The organism is Streptomyces sp. UW30, from assembly GCF_008042075.1.
Classification (GTDB): domain Bacteria; phylum Actinomycetota; class Actinomycetes; order Streptomycetales; family Streptomycetaceae; genus Streptomyces.
The window spans coordinates 92,070-109,098 of record NZ_RDBN01000053.1 but is presented as its reverse complement, the minus strand read 5'-3'; the positions used below and the strand labels follow the sequence as shown (position 1 = coordinate 109,098).

Annotated in this window: 10 protein-coding genes and 1 pseudogene; 7 read left to right on the top strand and 4 right to left on the bottom strand. The window is 68.1% G+C overall.

Annotated elements, in window-relative coordinates:
* Nucleotides 1-67 precede the first annotated feature (67 nt).
* Entirely contained in the window at nt 68-1,513 is a 1,446-nt protein-coding gene (locus EAO75_RS34610) for an MFS transporter (protein ID WP_147999117.1), read from the bottom strand.
* Between the two features lie 64 nt (nt 1,514-1,577).
* On the opposite strand from EAO75_RS34610, the gene dusB reads away from it, so the two are divergent.
* Complete coding sequence (gene dusB / locus EAO75_RS34605; protein ID WP_147999116.1) at nt 1,578-2,720, top strand: tRNA dihydrouridine synthase DusB; 1,143 nt, start codon at nt 1,578-1,580, stop codon at nt 2,718-2,720.
* 27 nt (nt 2,721-2,747) lie between these two features.
* Here the strand turns inward: dusB and EAO75_RS34600 are convergent, their stop codons facing one another.
* The 3 genes and pseudogenes from EAO75_RS34600 to EAO75_RS34590 form a co-directional block, all read right to left on the bottom strand.
* Nucleotides 2,748-4,742, bottom strand: coding sequence for a CDP-alcohol phosphatidyltransferase (locus tag EAO75_RS34600; RefSeq protein WP_147999115.1), 1,995 nt, complete (start codon nt 4,740-4,742; stop codon nt 2,748-2,750).
* Between the two features lie 339 nt (nt 4,743-5,081).
* Nucleotides 5,082-7,103 (bottom strand): annotated as a pseudogene (locus EAO75_RS34595) (glycogen debranching N-terminal domain-containing protein).
* Entirely contained in the window at nt 7,100-8,497 is a 1,398-nt protein-coding gene (locus EAO75_RS34590; protein WP_147999114.1) for an MGH1-like glycoside hydrolase domain-containing protein, read from the bottom strand. The pseudogene EAO75_RS34595 and the gene EAO75_RS34590 overlap by 4 nt, the downstream one beginning before the upstream one ends.
* Nucleotides 8,498-8,617: 120 nt before the next feature.
* Here EAO75_RS34590 and EAO75_RS34585 point away from each other — a divergent pair, with 120 nt between their 5' ends.
* The 6 genes from EAO75_RS34585 (at nt 8,618) to EAO75_RS34560 (ending at nt 16,985) form a co-directional block, all read left to right on the top strand.
* Nucleotides 8,618-9,814 carry an ROK family transcriptional regulator gene (locus EAO75_RS34585; RefSeq protein WP_147999113.1) on the top strand — a complete coding sequence of 399 codons (1,197 nt, stop codon included), beginning with the start codon at nt 8,618-8,620 and terminating at the stop codon, nt 9,812-9,814.
* 407 nt (nt 9,815-10,221) lie between these two features.
* Nucleotides 10,222-12,942: a pyruvate, phosphate dikinase gene (ppdK, locus tag EAO75_RS34580; protein WP_147999112.1), complete on the top strand. Its 2,721-nt coding sequence runs from the start codon at nt 10,222-10,224 to the stop codon at nt 12,940-12,942.
* Between the two features lie 735 nt (nt 12,943-13,677).
* A complete protein-coding gene (locus tag EAO75_RS34575; RefSeq protein WP_147999111.1) occupies nt 13,678-13,944 on the top strand; it encodes a BrnT family toxin in 267 nt (88 codons plus the stop codon).
* A gap of 546 nt (nt 13,945-14,490) precedes the next feature.
* Nucleotides 14,491-14,976, top strand: a complete 486-nt coding sequence (locus tag EAO75_RS34570) for a hypothetical protein (RefSeq protein WP_147999110.1) — start codon at nt 14,491-14,493, stop codon at nt 14,974-14,976.
* Nucleotides 14,977-15,324: 348 nt separating this feature from the next.
* Nucleotides 15,325-16,323 (top strand): DUF4365 domain-containing protein, encoded by a 999-nt coding sequence (locus EAO75_RS34565; RefSeq protein ID WP_187284704.1) that lies wholly within the window; start codon nt 15,325-15,327, stop codon nt 16,321-16,323.
* 101 nt (nt 16,324-16,424) lie between these two features.
* A complete protein-coding gene (locus EAO75_RS34560; protein ID WP_147999108.1) occupies nt 16,425-16,985 on the top strand; it encodes a hypothetical protein in 561 nt (186 codons plus the stop codon).
* Nucleotides 16,986-17,029 lie beyond the last annotated feature (44 nt).

The following is a 17,029-nucleotide window of genomic DNA, read 5'->3' as shown; positions in this document are numbered from 1 at the left end:
GGCGGAGTCGGATATGCGGCTCCGCCGCGTGGACGCGACCAGCCCCCACCGACCGCCGGCCGCCGAACTACGCGACCACCCGAGACGCACTGCGAACCTCAGCCGACTCCAGCCTCTCAGCCGCCCGCTCAGCAGTGCCCCGTGCCCACGGCCCACTCGTCACCGCCCCCACGACGAGCACCAACAGCCCACACCCGGTGATGATCCACCACCCCGGCACCGCGGCCGACACGAACGTCTCCTTGTACGACGACGCCCCCACCCCGGCCGCCAGCACCGCACCGACCAGAGCCACGCCCAGCGTCTGCCCCAGCTGACGGCTCGTGGAGGCGACGGCGGCCGCCACCCCCGCCTGCGCCCGCGGCATCCCCGACACCGCCGTATTAGTGATCGGSGCGTTCACGAACCCGAACCCCACGCCGAACAACGCGTACCCGAGGACCAGCGTGGCGTTCGACGTCTCCGCCTCGAACAACGCGAACAGCCCCGCGCTGGCCGTCATCGCGACCCCCGCGACCAGCAGCGACAGCCGCGGCCCCCGACTGCCCACCAGCCGCCCCGACAGCGGCGCGCACAGGAACATCGGCAGCGCCATCGGCAGCATCCACAGGCCCGCGTGCAGGGCGTCGAGGCCGCGCACGTTCTGCAGGTACAGCGTCGACAGGAACAGGAACCCGCCCAGCCCCGCGAACGCCCCGATCGCGATCACCGTCGCCCCGCTGAACGGCGCCGACCGGAAGAACCGCAGGTCTATCAGGGGCTCGGCGCGGCGCGGCTCGTACCAGAGGAGGGCGAGCAGAGCCGTCAGCGCGATCGCCGCGAACGGCAGGACCGACGTGAGCCCGGCGTTCGGCGCCTCGATGATCGCGTACGTCAGCGAGCCGAACAGCGCGATCACCAGGACCTGGCCCACCGGGTCGAGGCGGCGGGCCTTGGGGGCGCGGGACTCGGGGACGAAGCGCAGGGTGAGCAGGAGGGCGGCCAGGCCCACGGGGAGGTTGACCCAGAAGATCGCGCGCCAGCCGACGCCGTCCACGAGCAGGCCCCCGACCAGCGGCCCCGCGGCCATCGAGATGCCGACCACGCCACCCCACACACCGATCGCCCGTGCGCGTTCGCGCGGGTCGGTGAAGGTGTTGGTGATGATCGACATCGCGACCGGGTTGAGCATCGAACCGCCCACCGCCTGCACCATGCGGAAGACGATCAGTGAGTCGAGGGTCGGTGCGGCGGAGCACAGCGCCGAGCCGATGGTGAACAGGACCAGGCCGGTCATGAAGACGCGCTTGCGGCCGATCCGGTCCGCCGTGGAGCCGGCCAGCATCAGCAGGGAGGCCAGGACGAGGGTGTAGGCGTCGATCGTCCACTGCAGACCCGAGGTGCTGGCGCCGAGGTCGCGCTGCAACGCGGGCAGGGAGACGTTGAGGGCCGTGGTGTCGAGGCTCACGATCAGCAGGCTCATGCAGCAGATCGCGAGGACCAGCATCCGGCGGCGGGGGCTGAGCTCCGGCATTCTTGAATAGTACGCCTAACTAATGAATTTCGCCGCACCCCGTTCAGTACGTGAGAATGGGTGGATGCCCACGACCGCCCCGCCCCTGCAGATCGGCCCGCACACCGTCCGGCCGCCCGTCGTCCTGGCCCCGATGGCCGGGATCACGAACGCGCCCTTCCGCACGCTGTGCAGGGAGTTCAGCGGCGGCAAGGGGCTGTTCGTCAGCGAGATGATCACCACCCGGGCGCTGGTCGAGCGCAACGAGAAGACCATGCAGCTGATCCACTTCGACGCGACCGAGAAGCCGCGCTCGATCCAGCTGTACGGCGTCGACCCGGCCACCGTCGGCAAGGCCGTCCGCATGATCGCGGAGGAGGGCCTGGCCGATCACATCGACCTGAACTTCGGGTGCCCGGTGCCGAAGGTGACGCGCAAGGGCGGCGGCTCCGCGCTGCCGTTCAAGCGGAACCTGCTGCGGGCGATCCTGCGGGAGGCCGTGAGCGGGGCCGGGGACCTGCCGGTCACGATGAAGATGCGCAAAGGCATCGACGACGACCACATCACCTACCTCGACGCCGGGCGGATCGCCGTCGAGGAGGGCGTGACGGCCATCGCGCTGCACGGCCGCACCGCCGCCCAGCACTACGGCGGCACCGCCGACTGGGACGCCATCGCGCGGCTGAAGGAGCATGTGCCGGAGATCCCCGTGCTCGGCAACGGCGACATCTGGTCGGCCGAGGACGCGGTGCGGATGGTGCGGGAGACCGGGTGCGACGGCGTGGTCGTCGGGCGCGGGTGCCTGGGGCGGCCGTGGCTGTTCTCGGACCTGGTCGCGGTCTTCGAAGGACGCACGGAAGACATCGCGCGGCCGACGCTGCGCGAGGTCGCCGACGTCATGGTCCGGCATGCCACCCTGCTCGGCGAGTGGATCGGGGACGAGGCGCGGGGCGTCATCGACTTCCGCAAGCACGTCGCCTGGTACCTGAAGGGCTTCGCGGTCGGCTCCGAGATGCGCAAGCGGCTCGCGATCACCTCGTCGCTTCAGGAGCTGCGGGGCGGACTGGACGAGCTGGATCTCGACCAGCCGTGGCCCGCCGGCGCCGACGGGCCCCGCGGCCGTACGTCCGGCAACAACCGGGTGGTGCTGCCGGACGGCTGGCTGAAGGACCCCTACGACTGCGCGGGCGTGGACGAGGACGCGGAGCAGGACACCTCCGGCGGCTGAGTGGCCGTTCCGAGGCCGCTACTTCGACTACTTCGACGCCCTCGGGGTCGAGCCGTACGCGGTCAGGAAGCGGTCCCGGAAGGAGCTCATCTTCCAGACGGGGGTGTCGGCGGTGGGCTGCAGGCCGTCCGCCCAGTTCCAGTCGGCGATCTTCTCCAGCATCTTCGGGTCCTTGGCGACGATCGAGATCGGGACGTCCCGGCTGGCCCTGACGCCGCTGACCCGGGACATCGGCTGGTGGTCGCCCAGGAAGACGAGGACGGTGTCGTCGGTGCCGTAGCGCTCCAGCCACTGGGTGAGGCTGGTGACGGAGTACGAGATGGACTTGCCGTACTCCTCCTTGGAGCGGGTGGAGTCGGAGATGATGTCCGCCGGCTCGGTGCCCGCCTTCTCGATGGACTTGAAGACCGAGCCGTCGCCCAGGTCGTCCCAGTCGACCATCTTGGGGATCGGCGCCCAGGGCTGGTGGCTGGAGGTCAGGATGATCTCCGACATCAGGGGCTTGTCGCGCTTCTTGCCGTGGACCTGGCGCTGGAAGGCCTCCAGGGCGTACTGGTCGGGCATCGTCGACCAGCTGAACTTCGGTCCCTTGTAGCCGAGTTGGAAGGCGTTGTAGAGCTTGTCCAGGCCGTAGTACTTCTGTTCCGGCCACGCCTTCTGCACGCCGGGCATCACCCCGACGGTGTCCCATTCGCCGGTCTTCTTGAAGACGCTGGTGAGGCTGAGGTGGTCGCTGGCCATGACGGTGCGGTAGCGCTGCTGGTTGTCGATCCACAGGCCGGACAGGGTGGTGGAGTGGCCGAGCCAGCTGTTGCCGCCGAACGTCGCCGAGGTCAGCCAGCCGGTCTTGGCGTGGAAGCCGGCCTTCGCCAGAGCCTCGGTGCTGGTGTCGAGCGTGCTCGTGACCCCCGGGGCGATCTCCGGGTCCTCGATCGCGCTGCGGCCGTAGCTCTCGATGAAGGTGAAGATGACGTCCTTGCCGCGCAGGTCGGGGACCAGCTCGGCGGGTGGTGTGCTGCCGAACGTGTCCGCCTTCGCGTCCTTCGCGAACTCCGCCTCGTCGTGCAGGGTGTCCAACGCCCGGCGCGCGTGGACCTTGACGACGCCGGCGGTGTGGTCCGCGGCGATCGGCACGCCGGCGATCTGGACGCCGAACGCCGTGCAGGTGATCCAGACGGTGCCGGCGATCAGGGCGCCCTTGGACGCGTCGGCCTTGTGCCGGGCCAGGACGTTCGCGACGCGGACGGTGGCGAGGGCGACCAGGGCGATCAGGGCCACGGCGAGGACTATGAGGCCGATCGTGAGGAGGACCGTGGTGGTGTCGCCCATCGAGTCCTTCATGTACGACTGGGCGTCGTCGAGGAGTTCCCAGTCCAGGACGATGTTGAAGTGCCGGCCCAGGTACTCGTTGAAGCCGATGTCCAGGAGGCTGAGGATGGTCAGCGCGCCGAGGGCGGCGCCGGAGACGGCCGCGGTGATCAGGCGGGGGCGGCGGGGGAGGCTGAGCAGTATGGCGGCGCCGATGACGGCCTCGGCGGGGAGGCGGACGAACTCCGTGGCCTTGAGGTTGCCGAGGGTGTTCGGCATCTGCAGGCAGATGTGGATGAGGGCGGCGGCGAGGAGGGTGAGGGTCCAGCGGAGGTACCGGCGCGCCGGCTTCTCGGCCTCGGCTTCGCCTTCGGCCGGGTTGTTCCCACCCGCACCGTCGGCGGCCGCGGCCGCGGCCGTGTCCTCGGCTTCGCCTTCGGACGAGTCGTTCCCACCCGCACCACCCGTGACACGCTCGTCGTCGGGTGCGGGTGGCCCCGGTGGGGTCTCCTCGCCGTCGGCGGCTGCGGCTGTGTCCTCGGCTTCGCCTTCGGGCGAGTTGTTCCCACCCGCACCACCCGTGCGGCTRTCGTCGRCGGGTGCGGGTGGCCCCTGTGGGGCGTCCTCGCCGTCGGCGGCCGCGGGTGCCTCGTCGGCGGGCGCCGGCTCGTCGTTCTTGTCCGGGAGTTGACGTTGGCGCGTGAAGACGGGCACCCGAAGGTCCTTCCGTGCGAGGCCCCTGTTGGAGTGGTGTGGCGGGCCACGCTGGGGAGGCTGAAGACCCGCCATTCCCTCGTACGGTCCCACCTCGGGCTTTGTTCACCCACTCCGCCCCAGCGCTGGGCAAACACCCGGCAAACGCCAGGCCAACAGGCCCGCGGCCGGCCCGCCGACGGCGAAGCCGAGGACACGGCCGCGGCCGCCGACGGTGAGGAGCCACCACCGGGGCCACCCGCACCCGGCGACGAGAGCCGCACGGGTGGTGCGGGTGGGAACACGGCTCGGTCGACGGCGAAGCCGAGGCCGTGGTACCCCGCGCACCACCCGGGAGGGCTACGCCCCGCCCACCGCCGTCAGCAGCGCCAACGGTGCCGCCGCCGAGCGGGACTCACGTTCGCACGCGTGCGGGTACGGCACCGGCTCCGCGTGGGTGTCGCGGCCGTAGCCCGCCAGGACCTCCGGCAGCCGGTGGCCGGTCGTCGTCGCCGCGTCGACCAGGGCGTGGGCCACCGTGCGGGCCTCGTCGTGCAGGCCGTAGCGGGCCAGGCCCAGGGTGATCAGGGCGTTGTCGTGCGGCCAGACCGAGCCGCGGTGGTAGGAGAGGGGGTGGTAGGCCGGTTGGCCGGAGGCCAGGGTGCGTACACCCCAGCCCGAGAAGAAGTCCGGTTCCAGCAGGCGACGGCCCACCAGCTCGCCGTACTCCTTGTCCAGCAGCCCTGACCAGAGCAGATGTCCCGCGTCCGACGCCAGCGCGTCCACCTGGCGGCCCTCCCCGTCCAGCGCCAGGGCCGGGAAGGTGTGCTCCGGCATCCAGAAGTCCCGCTGGAAACGGTCACGGAGGTCGGACGCCGCCTGTTCCAGCAGGGCCGCGTACGTCGCGTCGTGCCACACCGTGCGGGCCAGCCATGCCGTGCGGCGCAGGGCGTCGTACGCGTAGCCCTGGGCGCCCGCCGCCATCACGGGCCCCGCCGGACGGGTGCCGTCGGACGAGCAGATGGCGCCGGGGGAGTCCTTCCAGTTCTGGTTGGCCAGGCCGCCCTGGTCGGCGCGGTAGACGAGGTAGCCGCGGGTGGTGAGGCCGCCGTGGTCCAGCATCCAGCCGATCGCCGCGCGGGCGTGCGGCTCAAGGCGGCGCGCCAGGGAGGTGTCGCCGGTCTGCTCCACGTACGCGCCGAGCAGGATCAGGAACAGCGGTGTCGCGTCCACCGAGCCGTAGTAGCGGCCGTACGGCACCTGCCCGAAGTGCGCCAGCTCGCCGTGCCGTACCTCGTGCACGATCTTGCCGGGCTGGGAGACCGCGTCGAGTCCCGTGCCGGTCGCCTGCGTCGCGGCCAGCGCGGGGAGGGTGGCCGCGTGTGTTTCTCAAGCTTGCATTACATATTGGGTTTTGCGTGTTAAATAGACGTAACTCTACGGTGGCGCCGACCTAACCGGTCGGCCGGACGTCTTTCGGGGAGCCCCGAGTGGATCGCACTGCCCAACTCACCGCCCGCCGCGCGGACCGTGACATTGCATACGATCCGCCGCCGGTACGCGCAGTTCCTCGCCGTCGGGGCCAGTCGCCGGGACCTGGAGCGTGGCCAGGTCGGCCAGGCCGCGCGCACAGGCCGCCGCGAGCTCGGGCCAGCCCGTCGGGAAGGCCACGCCCTCCACGAACTCGCCCTCCAGGGAGAGGAGTTGGGCGGACAGGGCCGCGGGTGAGCGGGGCACGCGCAGTGTCCGTTTGTCGCCGTGCGGGCGGGCCATCACCCGCAGGGTCAGCTCCGCCGTGCCGTGCGGTTCGAGGTCCAGGGCCCACACCAGACGGCGGGCGCCGGTTCCGGTCTCCTCCACGACGTCGGGCGCGGGCTCGGTCGTCACCGTCGTCACCGAGCGCCATTCGCCTCGCTGGTAGCTGAACTCCACACCGTGGTCGAGGACCTGGCGGCGGCGCTTGGCGCCGGGCTTGGTGTAGGTGCGGTGGTCGGAGCGCAGCTCGAACTGGTCGGTGAAGTCGGCGTCGGCCGTCAGCGCGAGGCGGATCGTCGTCGGCACCGGGCGGTTGCTGGTCACCCGGATCGCGTCGATGAACGAGCCGTCCCCCACCGCCTGTTCGCGGAACAGCGTGTACGCCGGTGGCTCGTCGCGTCCGCCGCGCGGGACCAGCACACAGCGTGCCGTGTCGCCGTCGGCCACGGGGGAGAGCGTCTCCGGCACCGCCCCGTCCACGGTGAGCTGCCAGCGGCTCAGATGCCTGGCGTCGCGTACGAACAACCCCTCCGGAGAGCCGGCGGCCCTGACGCCGCTGATGTCGCCGGCGTCGCCCACGGCGGCGAACGTCCCCCCGAACACGAGCAGATGATGACGGTCCGTCATCCCCGGATCCCTCCCTTGGAGTCCATCGGTTCCTTGAGGTCGTGCAGCAGATCGAGCGTGAGCGCGGCCGTCCAGCTGAAGCGCGTGGCACCGCAGGCTTCGCCGGTGTACGGATCGACGTACTCGGCGAAGTCGGAGGCGACGGCCAGCTCCAGCGCCGCCTCACGCAGCGCGTCGGCCGGCTTGTGCTCGCCATGGGTGCGCAGGCCGCGCTCCAGCAGCCAGTTGGTGTTGAACCAGGCCGGGCCGCGCCAGTAGCGGTGCGGGTCGAAGGCCTCGCCCAGGAGGTCGTACGACGGGGCGAGGCGGGTCGAGTCGCCCAGGCCGAAGTGGGGGCCCTGTGCCGTGCGGACCAGGGCGGTGGTGATGTCGCGCGGGAGCGTGGGCAGCAGGAGCGGGATCAGGCCGGTGACACCGCGTTCCGGGACGAGCTCGCCCGCCCGCACGTCGCGGCAGAGGAACATCTCCTCGGCGGGGTCCCACATCCGGTCGATCAGCGCCGTCGTCAGCCGCTCGGCGCGGGCGTGCCGGGCCGTCCCCGGCGCCCCCAGCTCCGTCGCGATCCTGGCCAGCGCGTGTTCGGAAGCGATGAGCAGGGCGTTGAACGCCGGGTCCTCCACCGCGAAGTCGCCCGCGCCGTCGGCGTATTCACCGTCCCGGTAGTCCGTCGCCAGCCGCACATACCGCCCGTAGTCCAGATCCGTCGGCCGGTCCTGAGCCGCCCCGTGGTCCAGGTCGGCGCGGCGGAAGGAGCGGGTCGGGGCGGGCGTGACGCGGCGCAGCGGCTCGTCCCAGCAGGGGCTGTTGTCCATACCCTGTTCCCAGGGGTGCACGACCGACGCGAGGCCGGCGCCGCCGAGGTCACGCCGGTGCAGCAGATAGCGGTGCCAGGCGGCCAGGCGGGGATACACCCGGGAGAGGAAGCCGCGTGCCCGGGACAGTCCGGGGTCGGCGCGGTGCACCAGCCAGGCGGCCAGCGCGTGCACCGGTGGCTGCACGATGCCGGAGGTCTGTACGGTGCGCGGGGCGCCGGCGGCCCGCCCGGCGGTGGAGGAGCGCCAGAAGTCGGGGCTCGGGAAGTAGGCGTCGAGCGGCACGGAGGGGTTGAAGACGATGTGCGGGATGCGCCCGTCACCCCACTGGGCGTCGAGCAGCGTCTCCAGTTCGGTCTGCGCCCGTAACGGCGAGAGGTGCCTGAGGCCGATCGCGATGAACGCCGAGTCCCAGGACCACTGGTGCGGATACAGGCCGCGCGAGGGCACCGTCGAGGTGCCGGTCCAGTTGGCCTCCAGCACTCGGGCGGCCCTGACGTGCGGGGAACCGGCGTCGGGCGGCGGATCGTATGCAATGTCACGGTCCGCGCGGCGGGCGGTGAGTTGGGCAGTGCGATCCACTCGGGGCTCCCCGAAAGACGTCCGGCCGACCGGTTAGGTCGGCGCCACCGTAGAGTTACGTCTATTTAACACGCAAAACCCAATATGTAATGCAAGCTTGAGAAACACAAGGGGGTGTGCATGAGCGCACGGGGTCAGGCGAGTTCCGGGGAACTGCTCGAACTGGTGCGGAGCGGACGGGCCGTCACACGCGGAGCACTGCAGCAGGCGACCGGACTGTCCCGTGCCACCGTCGGCCAGCGCCTCGACCGCCTCTTCCGGGCCGGCTGGCTGCGCGAGGGTGCCGGCGGCCCCGTGGACTCCCCCCTGGGCGGGCGCCCCTCCATCACGCTGGAGTTCGACGACGCCCATGCCGTGGTGCTGGCCGCCGACCTGGAGACCCGGCACGCGCGTGCCGCCGTGCTGTCGCTGACCGGCGAGATCCTCGCTGAGCACAGCGGCACGCTGGTCGTCCGGGACGGGCCTGAGGCGGTGCTGGGCGAACTGGCGCGCTGGTTCGCCGAGCTGCTGGAGAAGGCCGGGCGGCGGGCCGAAGAGGTGTGCGGCATCGGGCTCGCGGTGCCGGGGCCGGTGGACAGCGACAGCGGCCGGGTCGTCCAGCCGCCGATCATGCCCGGCTGGGACGGCTACGACATAAGAGGGCGACTGGCGAGGGCCTTCGGCGAGGAGACCGGAGCCGAGGCGGTCCCGGTCCTGGTCGACAACGACGCCAACCTCATGGCGTACGGCGAACAGCGCACGGGATACCCGGACTGCTCGGCCTTCGTCCTGGTCAAGGTGTCCACCGGAATCGGCGCCGGGGTCGTGGTGGACGGCTCGGTGTACCGGGGCATCGACGGGGGCGCCGGCGACATCGGGCACATCCGGGTGGGTGCCGACGCGCAGTGCCGCTGCGGTTCGTACGGCTGTCTCGCCGCCGTCGCCAGCGGCCGTGCCGTGGCCCGGCGGCTGGCCGAGGAGGGGGTGCCGGCGGCCTCCGGCTCGGATGTGCGGGACCTGCTGGCGGCCGGGCATCCGGGGGCGGCGGCGCTGGCGCGGGAGGCCGGACGACAGGTCGGGGACGTGCTGGCGACCGTCGTGACGCTGCTCAACCCCGGAGTGCTGATGATCGCCGGGGATCTGGCCGGAACACCCTTCCTCACCGGCGTCCGGGAGCTGCTGTACCAGCGGGCGCTGCCGCGCTCCACCGCTCATCTGGACGTCGTGACCTCGCGGCTGGGGGAGCGGGCCGGGCTGATCGGGGCCGGGGCGCTGGTCGTGGAGCATCTCTACGCGCCCGAGCGGGTGGAGGAGCGGCTGGTCGCGCTGGGTGTGTGACGTCCGCGTTTCGGTTTCGCGGAGACGTCCGCATGGTGAAATCCCGGCGGCTGTGGCAGCGTGATTCTCGCCACCCTTGATAAGGGCTGCGCTCAGATGAGCAGATCTTGAGCGACTGCACTTCTCCAAGGGGTGGCACTGGGTGCCACGTCTTGATCGTTCATCGATCGAACTCAAACGTGCGGTAAGGCTGCTCATGTGAGCAGGAAACCGCACCTGTGGACGCTCTTGCGTTCAAGAAGTGAAAACATCAGCCCGTCACGGCTTGCCAAGCCTTGACTTTCGATCCACTGGCGGACGGGTGGTTACAGGCGCATGACGCGTGAGTAGACGTACCCAGATGCCTTCGATCTGGGTATGTTCCTCGCCGTCAGGGCAGCCACCACGTCCTCGAGGGAGTCGAGACCGTGTCGGAAGACAAAGAACCCCACGTAGCGAAGTTCGTTTACGACTTCACCGAGGGAAACAAAGACCTCAAGGACCTCTTGGGTGGCAAGGGCGCCAACCTCGCCGAGATGACCAACCTGGGGCTTCCCGTTCCCCCGGGCTTCACGATCACGACGGAAGCCTGCAAGGTCTACCTCGAAAGCGGCGAGGAGCCCGCGGCACTGCGTGACGAGGTGAGTGCGCACCTCGACTCTCTTGAGTCCCGCATGGGCAAGAAGCTCGGCCAGGCCGACAACCCGCTGCTCGTCTCGGTGCGGTCCGGCGCCAAGTTCTCCATGCCGGGGATGATGGACACGGTCCTCAACATCGGGCTCTCCGACAAGTCCGTGAAGGGCCTCGCCGAGCAGGCCGGCGACGAGCGGTTCGCGTGGGACTCCTACCGCCGCCTCATCCAGATGTTCGGCAAGACGGTCCTCGGCGTCGACGGCGACCTCTTCGAGGAGGCCCTCGACAAGGCCAAGGAGGCCAAGAAGGTCACGGTCGACACCGACCTGGAGGCCGCCGACCTCAAGAAGCTGGTCACCGCCTTCAAGAAGATCGTCAAGAAGGAGGCCGGCCGGGACTTCCCGCAGGAGCCCCGCGAGCAGATGGACCTCGCCATCCACGCGGTCTTCGACTCCTGGAACACCGACCGGGCCAAGCTGTACCGCCGTCAGGAGCGCATCCCCGGCGACCTGGGCACGGCCGTCAACGTCTGCTCCATGGTCTTCGGCAACCTGGGCCCCGACTCGGGCACGGGCGTCGCCTTCACCCGTGACCCCGCCTCCGGCCACCAGGGCGTCTACGGCGACTACCTGCAGAACGCGCAGGGCGAGGACGTGGTCGCGGGCATCCGCAACACCGTGCCGCTCGCCGAGCTGGAGACGATCGACAAGAAGTCGTACGACCAGCTGATGCAGATCATGGAGACGCTGGAGAACCACTACAAGGACCTCTGCGACATCGAGTTCACCATCGAGCGCGGTCAGCTGTGGATGCTCCAGACCCGGGTCGGCAAGCGCACGGCGGGCGCGGCCTTCCGCATCGCCACGCAGCTCGTGGACCAGGGCCTCATCGACGAGGCGGAGGCGCTCCAGCGCGTCAACGGCGCCCAGCTCGCCCAGCTGATGTTCCCGAAGTTCGACGATGATGCGAAGGTCGAGCAGGTCGGCCGGGGCATCGCGGCCTCGCCGGGTGCGGCGGTCGGCAAGGCGGTCTTCGACTCGTACACCGCCGTGAAGTGGTCGCGTTCGGGCGAGAAGGTCATCCTGGTCCGCCGGGAGACCAACCCCGACGACCTGGACGGCATGATCGCCGCCGAGGGCATCCTGACCTCCCGCGGCGGCAAGACCTCCCACGCGGCCGTCGTCGCGCGCGGCATGGGCAAGACCTGTGTCTGCGGCGCCGAGGAGCTCGAGGTCGACACCAAGCGCCGCCGGATGACGGTCCCGGGCGGACACGTCGTCGAGGAGGGCGACGTCATCTCCATCGACGGCTCCAGCGGCAAGGTCTACCTGGGCGAGGTCCCGGTGGTCCCGTCGCCCGTCGTGGAGTACTTCGAGGGCCGGATGCACGCCGGTGCGCACGATGCCGGCGAGCTGGTCGAGGCCGTGCACCGGATCATGGCGTTCGCCGACCGCAAGCGGCGGCTGCGGGTGCGCGCCAACGCGGACAACGCCGAGGACGCGCTGCGCGCCCGTCGCTTCGGCGCCCAGGGCATCGGCCTGTGCCGCACCGAGCACATGTTCCTCGGCGACCGCCGTGAGCTGGTCGAGCGCCTCATCCTGGCGGACTCGGAGAACGAGCGCGAGGAGAGCCTGCAGGCGCTGCTCCCGCTCCAGAAGAAGGACTTCGTCGAGCTGTTCGCGGCGATGGACGGCCTGCCGGTCACGGTCCGTCTGCTGGACCCGCCGCTGCACGAGTTCCTGCCCGACATCACCGAGCTGTCGGTGCGTGTGGCGCTGGCGGAGTCCCGCCAGGAGCCGCACGAGAACGAGCTGCGGCTGCTCCAGGCGGTGCACCGCCTGCACGAGCAGAACCCGATGCTGGGCCTGCGCGGCGTACGCCTCGGACTCGTCATCCCCGGCCTGTTCACCATGCAGGTCCGCGCGATCGCCGAGGCCGCGGCCGAGCGCAAGAACGCCAAGGGCGACCCGCGCGCCGAGATCATGATCCCGCTCGTCGGCACCGTCCAGGAGCTGGAGATCGTCCGCGAGGAGGCCGACCAGGTCATCGCGGAGGTCGAGGCGGCGACGGGTACGAAGCTCAAGCTGGCGATCGGCACGATGATCGAACTCCCGCGTGCCGCGCTGACCGCCGGTCAGATCGCCGAGGCGGCGGAGTTCTTCTCCTTCGGCACGAACGACCTCACCCAGACGGTGTGGGGCTTCAGCCGGGACGACGTGGAGGCCAGCTTCTTCACGGCATACCTGGAGAAGGGCATCTTCGGCGTCTCCCCCTTCGAGACGATCGACAAGGACGGCGTCGGCTCCCTGGTCGCGGCGGCGGCGAAGGCGGGCCGCGAAACCCGCCCCGACCTGAAGCTCGGCGTCTGCGGCGAGCACGGCGGTGACCCGGAGTCGGTGCACTTCTTCCACGAGGTCGGTCTCGACTACGTCTCCTGCTCGCCGTTCCGGATCCCGGTGGCGCGCCTTGAGGCGGGGCGCGCGGCGTCGCAGTCGACGGGCAGCGACCACCGCTAGGCCGTACGGCCACTGAACCCCGGAGCCGCCGCCTGTCCCCGACCCTCAAGACCGATGGGCGGCGGCTCCGGATCACGAAGGAGGGCGGCACCCGTGCGGGGGTGCCGCCCTTCCGTGCATCATCTGCGAAGACTGTCAAGTTACGTCGCTGACCAGGCTAAATGGCGTTTGCCTGCGTTGGTTGCCGTTGAGCCCGTGCGAAGCCGTTGTGCCCTCGTTGTGCCCTCCGGGCGAGGCTAACCCACCACGCACCAGGGCAGTTGCCGGCGCGGCGTACCAAGCGCGCCCCTGGCAGAACCCCGCGTAACTCGCTTTGCAGGTTTGTCCTAGCTGGTCAGGGCATGATTCGCACTCGTTCGTCGGCGTTCGGAGCCGTACGGACGCTGCGCCCGCAGGAGCGCGGCGAACGGCTCTGGACGGCCGTGTACGGCGACGAACGAGACGGAAACTGAGACGGTCGGTGCGCGCTTCGGGCTCAACGTCATGACTGATGGGCCTAGGGTTGGGTGCTCGCCGGCCCCCAGCACCTTCCCTGCCCGCGCTGCTCATCCGCCTTGCGTCTTGCCACCCAGCGCGACGGTGCCGAAGGGTCGCTCTGGTTGAGCCCGGCATCGCCTGCGGGCCGAACCTGGAGGTCCGCCGCTGCTCCCACGGACTGCTTAAGGGTTCCGCCCCCTCGTTTCCCTCGTACCCCATCGTGGTACAACCGTGGTACGGACGTGGTACGTTCTGTGAGTGCGTGTCGATGAGCTGATCTGGGATGACTGGAACGAGGAGCACATCGCGAAGCACGGTGTCTCCCCCGAAGAGGTGGAGGACGCCTGTCAAACCAAGCCCGTTCGGGCGCGCCTTGTTCGCGACGACACGTACGCCCTGCTGGGTGTAACTAACGGTGGCCGCCATCTAGCCGTATTTCTCGCCCGGCGAGGCAAAAACATCTACTACGTCGTTACCGCTCGCGACATGGATGTCCGTGAGCGCAAGAGTTTTGGGAGGAGATGAAGATGAGCAGCGAAGAGCAGAGCCCAGCGCAGAGCGAAAAGGAAATGGAATCGCTCGCGGAGTACTTCCAATCCACCAGCCTTGCAGACATGGAATCCAGCGAGGTGGAAGTCGAACCGGCCCGATATCCTATGGTGTCTCGCTCCATTCGGATGGAGCAAGCTGTCATGGCGGAAATCAGGAAGGTCGCACGGAGTCGCGGCGTACCGGTCACTCAACTAATGCGTCAGTGGGTCCGGCAAGGCCTAGAGCAAGCAAAAGCAGAAGATGCAGTTGGAGACGTCGAGCGTCCGTCTGTGAAACGACCCGAAGGGCGCCCGCAAAGCGGTACGTGCATCAACCCGCTGAAGGAGTACACGAGCATCTCCGGCCTTGGCCGCTTGTACTCTGGGAGGGCTGTTCGCTYCTCGCCCGAAGCCAACAGAGAGGCTGCTGCGATCAGACTCATTGAGCGAAAGGTGCTAGTGGAGCGAGCCATGCGAGGATCGCAACCTGCGACCGGCAGGGCTACAGGGGCCACAACGAGAGAGCGGAGCAGCTAAAGCCATGTCGGACCCCCACATTCAAGATGAAGTGCTTACCACCCTCGTGAACATCATCAATCGTTCCCAGGGTGAGGAAGATGGGCCCGGTCTTGTTCTCACTGTTGGTGGACTGACTGTGAGTGGAAACCTGATCCCCAATTGGCTCTGGTTCGCCGGGATGCGTCGACAGATCGCCGACGCTACGGGAAACAAGTCGTTGGACATGGATGAGGCTTCCGGAATGGAGCTGTTCTTCAAGTCCTTCGAGGATGTCATCCTCGAAGGGAAAGCAGAAGAAGAGGCTGCCGTAGCTGCGGCGGAAGACTTGGCTCCGAGGTATCAGGACGCCATCCGCGACAAGGATGTGACAGTGTTCATCCATCTTCGCGGCGCGCGGGTTTTCCAGCCTGGTCAGAGCGGGCTCCCAGGGAACGGAATGTATTGGCGTGGACGGCTTTCCGAAGTGACCGGCTGGTCTTTTGGGAGCCTTGGTGGCTCAACCTCCTAGTTGTGGCCGGTGCGGAGGCGGATCGGTGGGGTGACAGACSTASGTCTGTCACCCCACCTGTGTATCCGGCTACTCACCGCAGTCGTCCCGGTTCGCTTCAAGCCGGCGTGTGCACTCCTGGGGACTGTCCGCACCGCCGTACGGGGACGTCCGTGGTGGTTCAAACGGCAGGTCAGACGGGGCGCGCGTACATCGGGGAACGGTGGCGGCCGTCAGTGCACTGGACAAAGACCAGGACAACGAACGACCTTTGAGAAGACCAGGTCAGCGCGTGGCTAGGCGGATGTGACCAGCTTGGATTGTCGGTGCCTGCCGATATCCTGGCGGTCGCTGACTTCAGGGGGGCCAGTGTCAACTGTCCGTGGCAGTCGCAAGATCGAGAGGGCGGGTGTCAACGCCCTACGCGCGCTTCTTGAGGAGCACGAACACCTCGTTCAGGAGATCGACGGAGGGAACGATCACGGCGAGGATATGATCGTTAACTTCACGCGCGGCCGCAAGAGGACACCTTACTGGATTGCCATTCAGGTGAAGAGCGGCAAGAAGTATAAAAGGGTCAACGGGTACGCGATTCCCGTAGATGACCATTTCGACGACTGGCGGCAGAGTCGCATCCCCATCATCGGCGTCGTCTACGACATGAAAAAGAAAGAACTGTTCTGGGTAAACCTTACTGAACAGTTACGGTCCTTAGATGAGAGCCCCGGATGGGTTCAAGTGGCCAACGCCGCACAGCTCAACTCTGACACGATTGACACCTTCTATGCGGAAGTCGTGGCTTATGCTGGTGATGCCAGGATGCGGATTCGCGCGGCAAACCAGGAGGATGCGCTAACCGAAGCCGTCCGAGCCAGGCATGGGCTAGATTCCGAGACGGCACCCAACCCGCTATTTGAGGAACTTGCCGACTTCGCGCTCCGGTATGAAGAACGTCTCCGTGTTTTTCGCAAGGATCTAATTCGATCCCTCCCCATCCAAGTTCTAGTACTCATCATGCTGTGGGAGTGGCCTCGCCAAATTCGCTTCGTTGAAGGGTCCGCAGACTGGGTGAACCCAGTCGTCTGGGCGCTTAGCCTTTACCACTTCATGCTGTTCATGGCGCTTACCATATTCTTCGAATTCAGGGCCGGGCGAGTCCCTAGGGAGACGGGGAGTTGGCTCTCTATCATTGCGAGCAACTTCCTTTGGATTCCGATAATGGACCCTAACGGAGATGATGGATGGTGGGGTACATTTTGGATTTATGCAGGAATCTTCGTGCCATCGTTCGGTCTCAAATTCCTGATTATTAGTTTCGTCGGGTTCGCTCGCGACCGCAAGAAAAAGCAGCTCGAACCTGATATGTGAGCCGATTGCGTTTTAGTGTGTGCGTACCCGGTGATTGCGGGCGGGTCACGACCGTTCCCCATAGTGCCGAACGGTCCCGAGGAAAGCGAAGGAGCAAGATTATGTATGACTGCAAGGGATGCGGGCGTCGCCGCCGGGAAGGGTTATTCTTCGGTTCCGGAAAAGAAGCGAAGTGGTGGTGCTCTGGGTGCCAGAGCGCCGGCCAGAAGAAGCTGATCAGCTCGCTGGACGACCGCTCCCAGGGCGTACTAACCCGTGATGCCGACGGTGTGGACTGGCCCTACGGTCCGAACGTCTACGTCCGGATGCGCGCGGACCTGTTGGACTGGGCGGACCGATACGACCTCAAGAGTGGCAGTACAGGGTGTTCGTCTGGGGTGCACTGGCTCGACAAGGGTCGCTGCGCCAAGAGGGAGTGCCACGACAGGCCGGGGTTCTACGACCACACGACCACGTGGCTTTCCCGGACCACCGGCAGGCCCGTTCTGGTCTTTAATCAGCCGTACAGTCAGGTGGACCCGGCCGACATTTCGGAGCTGATCAGCGAGTACCCGTCTCTCACGGCTGAGGTCGGGCCCGAGACGTGGTACGGCTCAGGAACCTTCGGTGTCTACATCTGGAATGACGGCAACCGTGCCGACGCTGGTCGGCCGCATCGTTAGCCGCGCATCGAGGGGCTTCACCGGATACGAGACCGTCGGTCAGT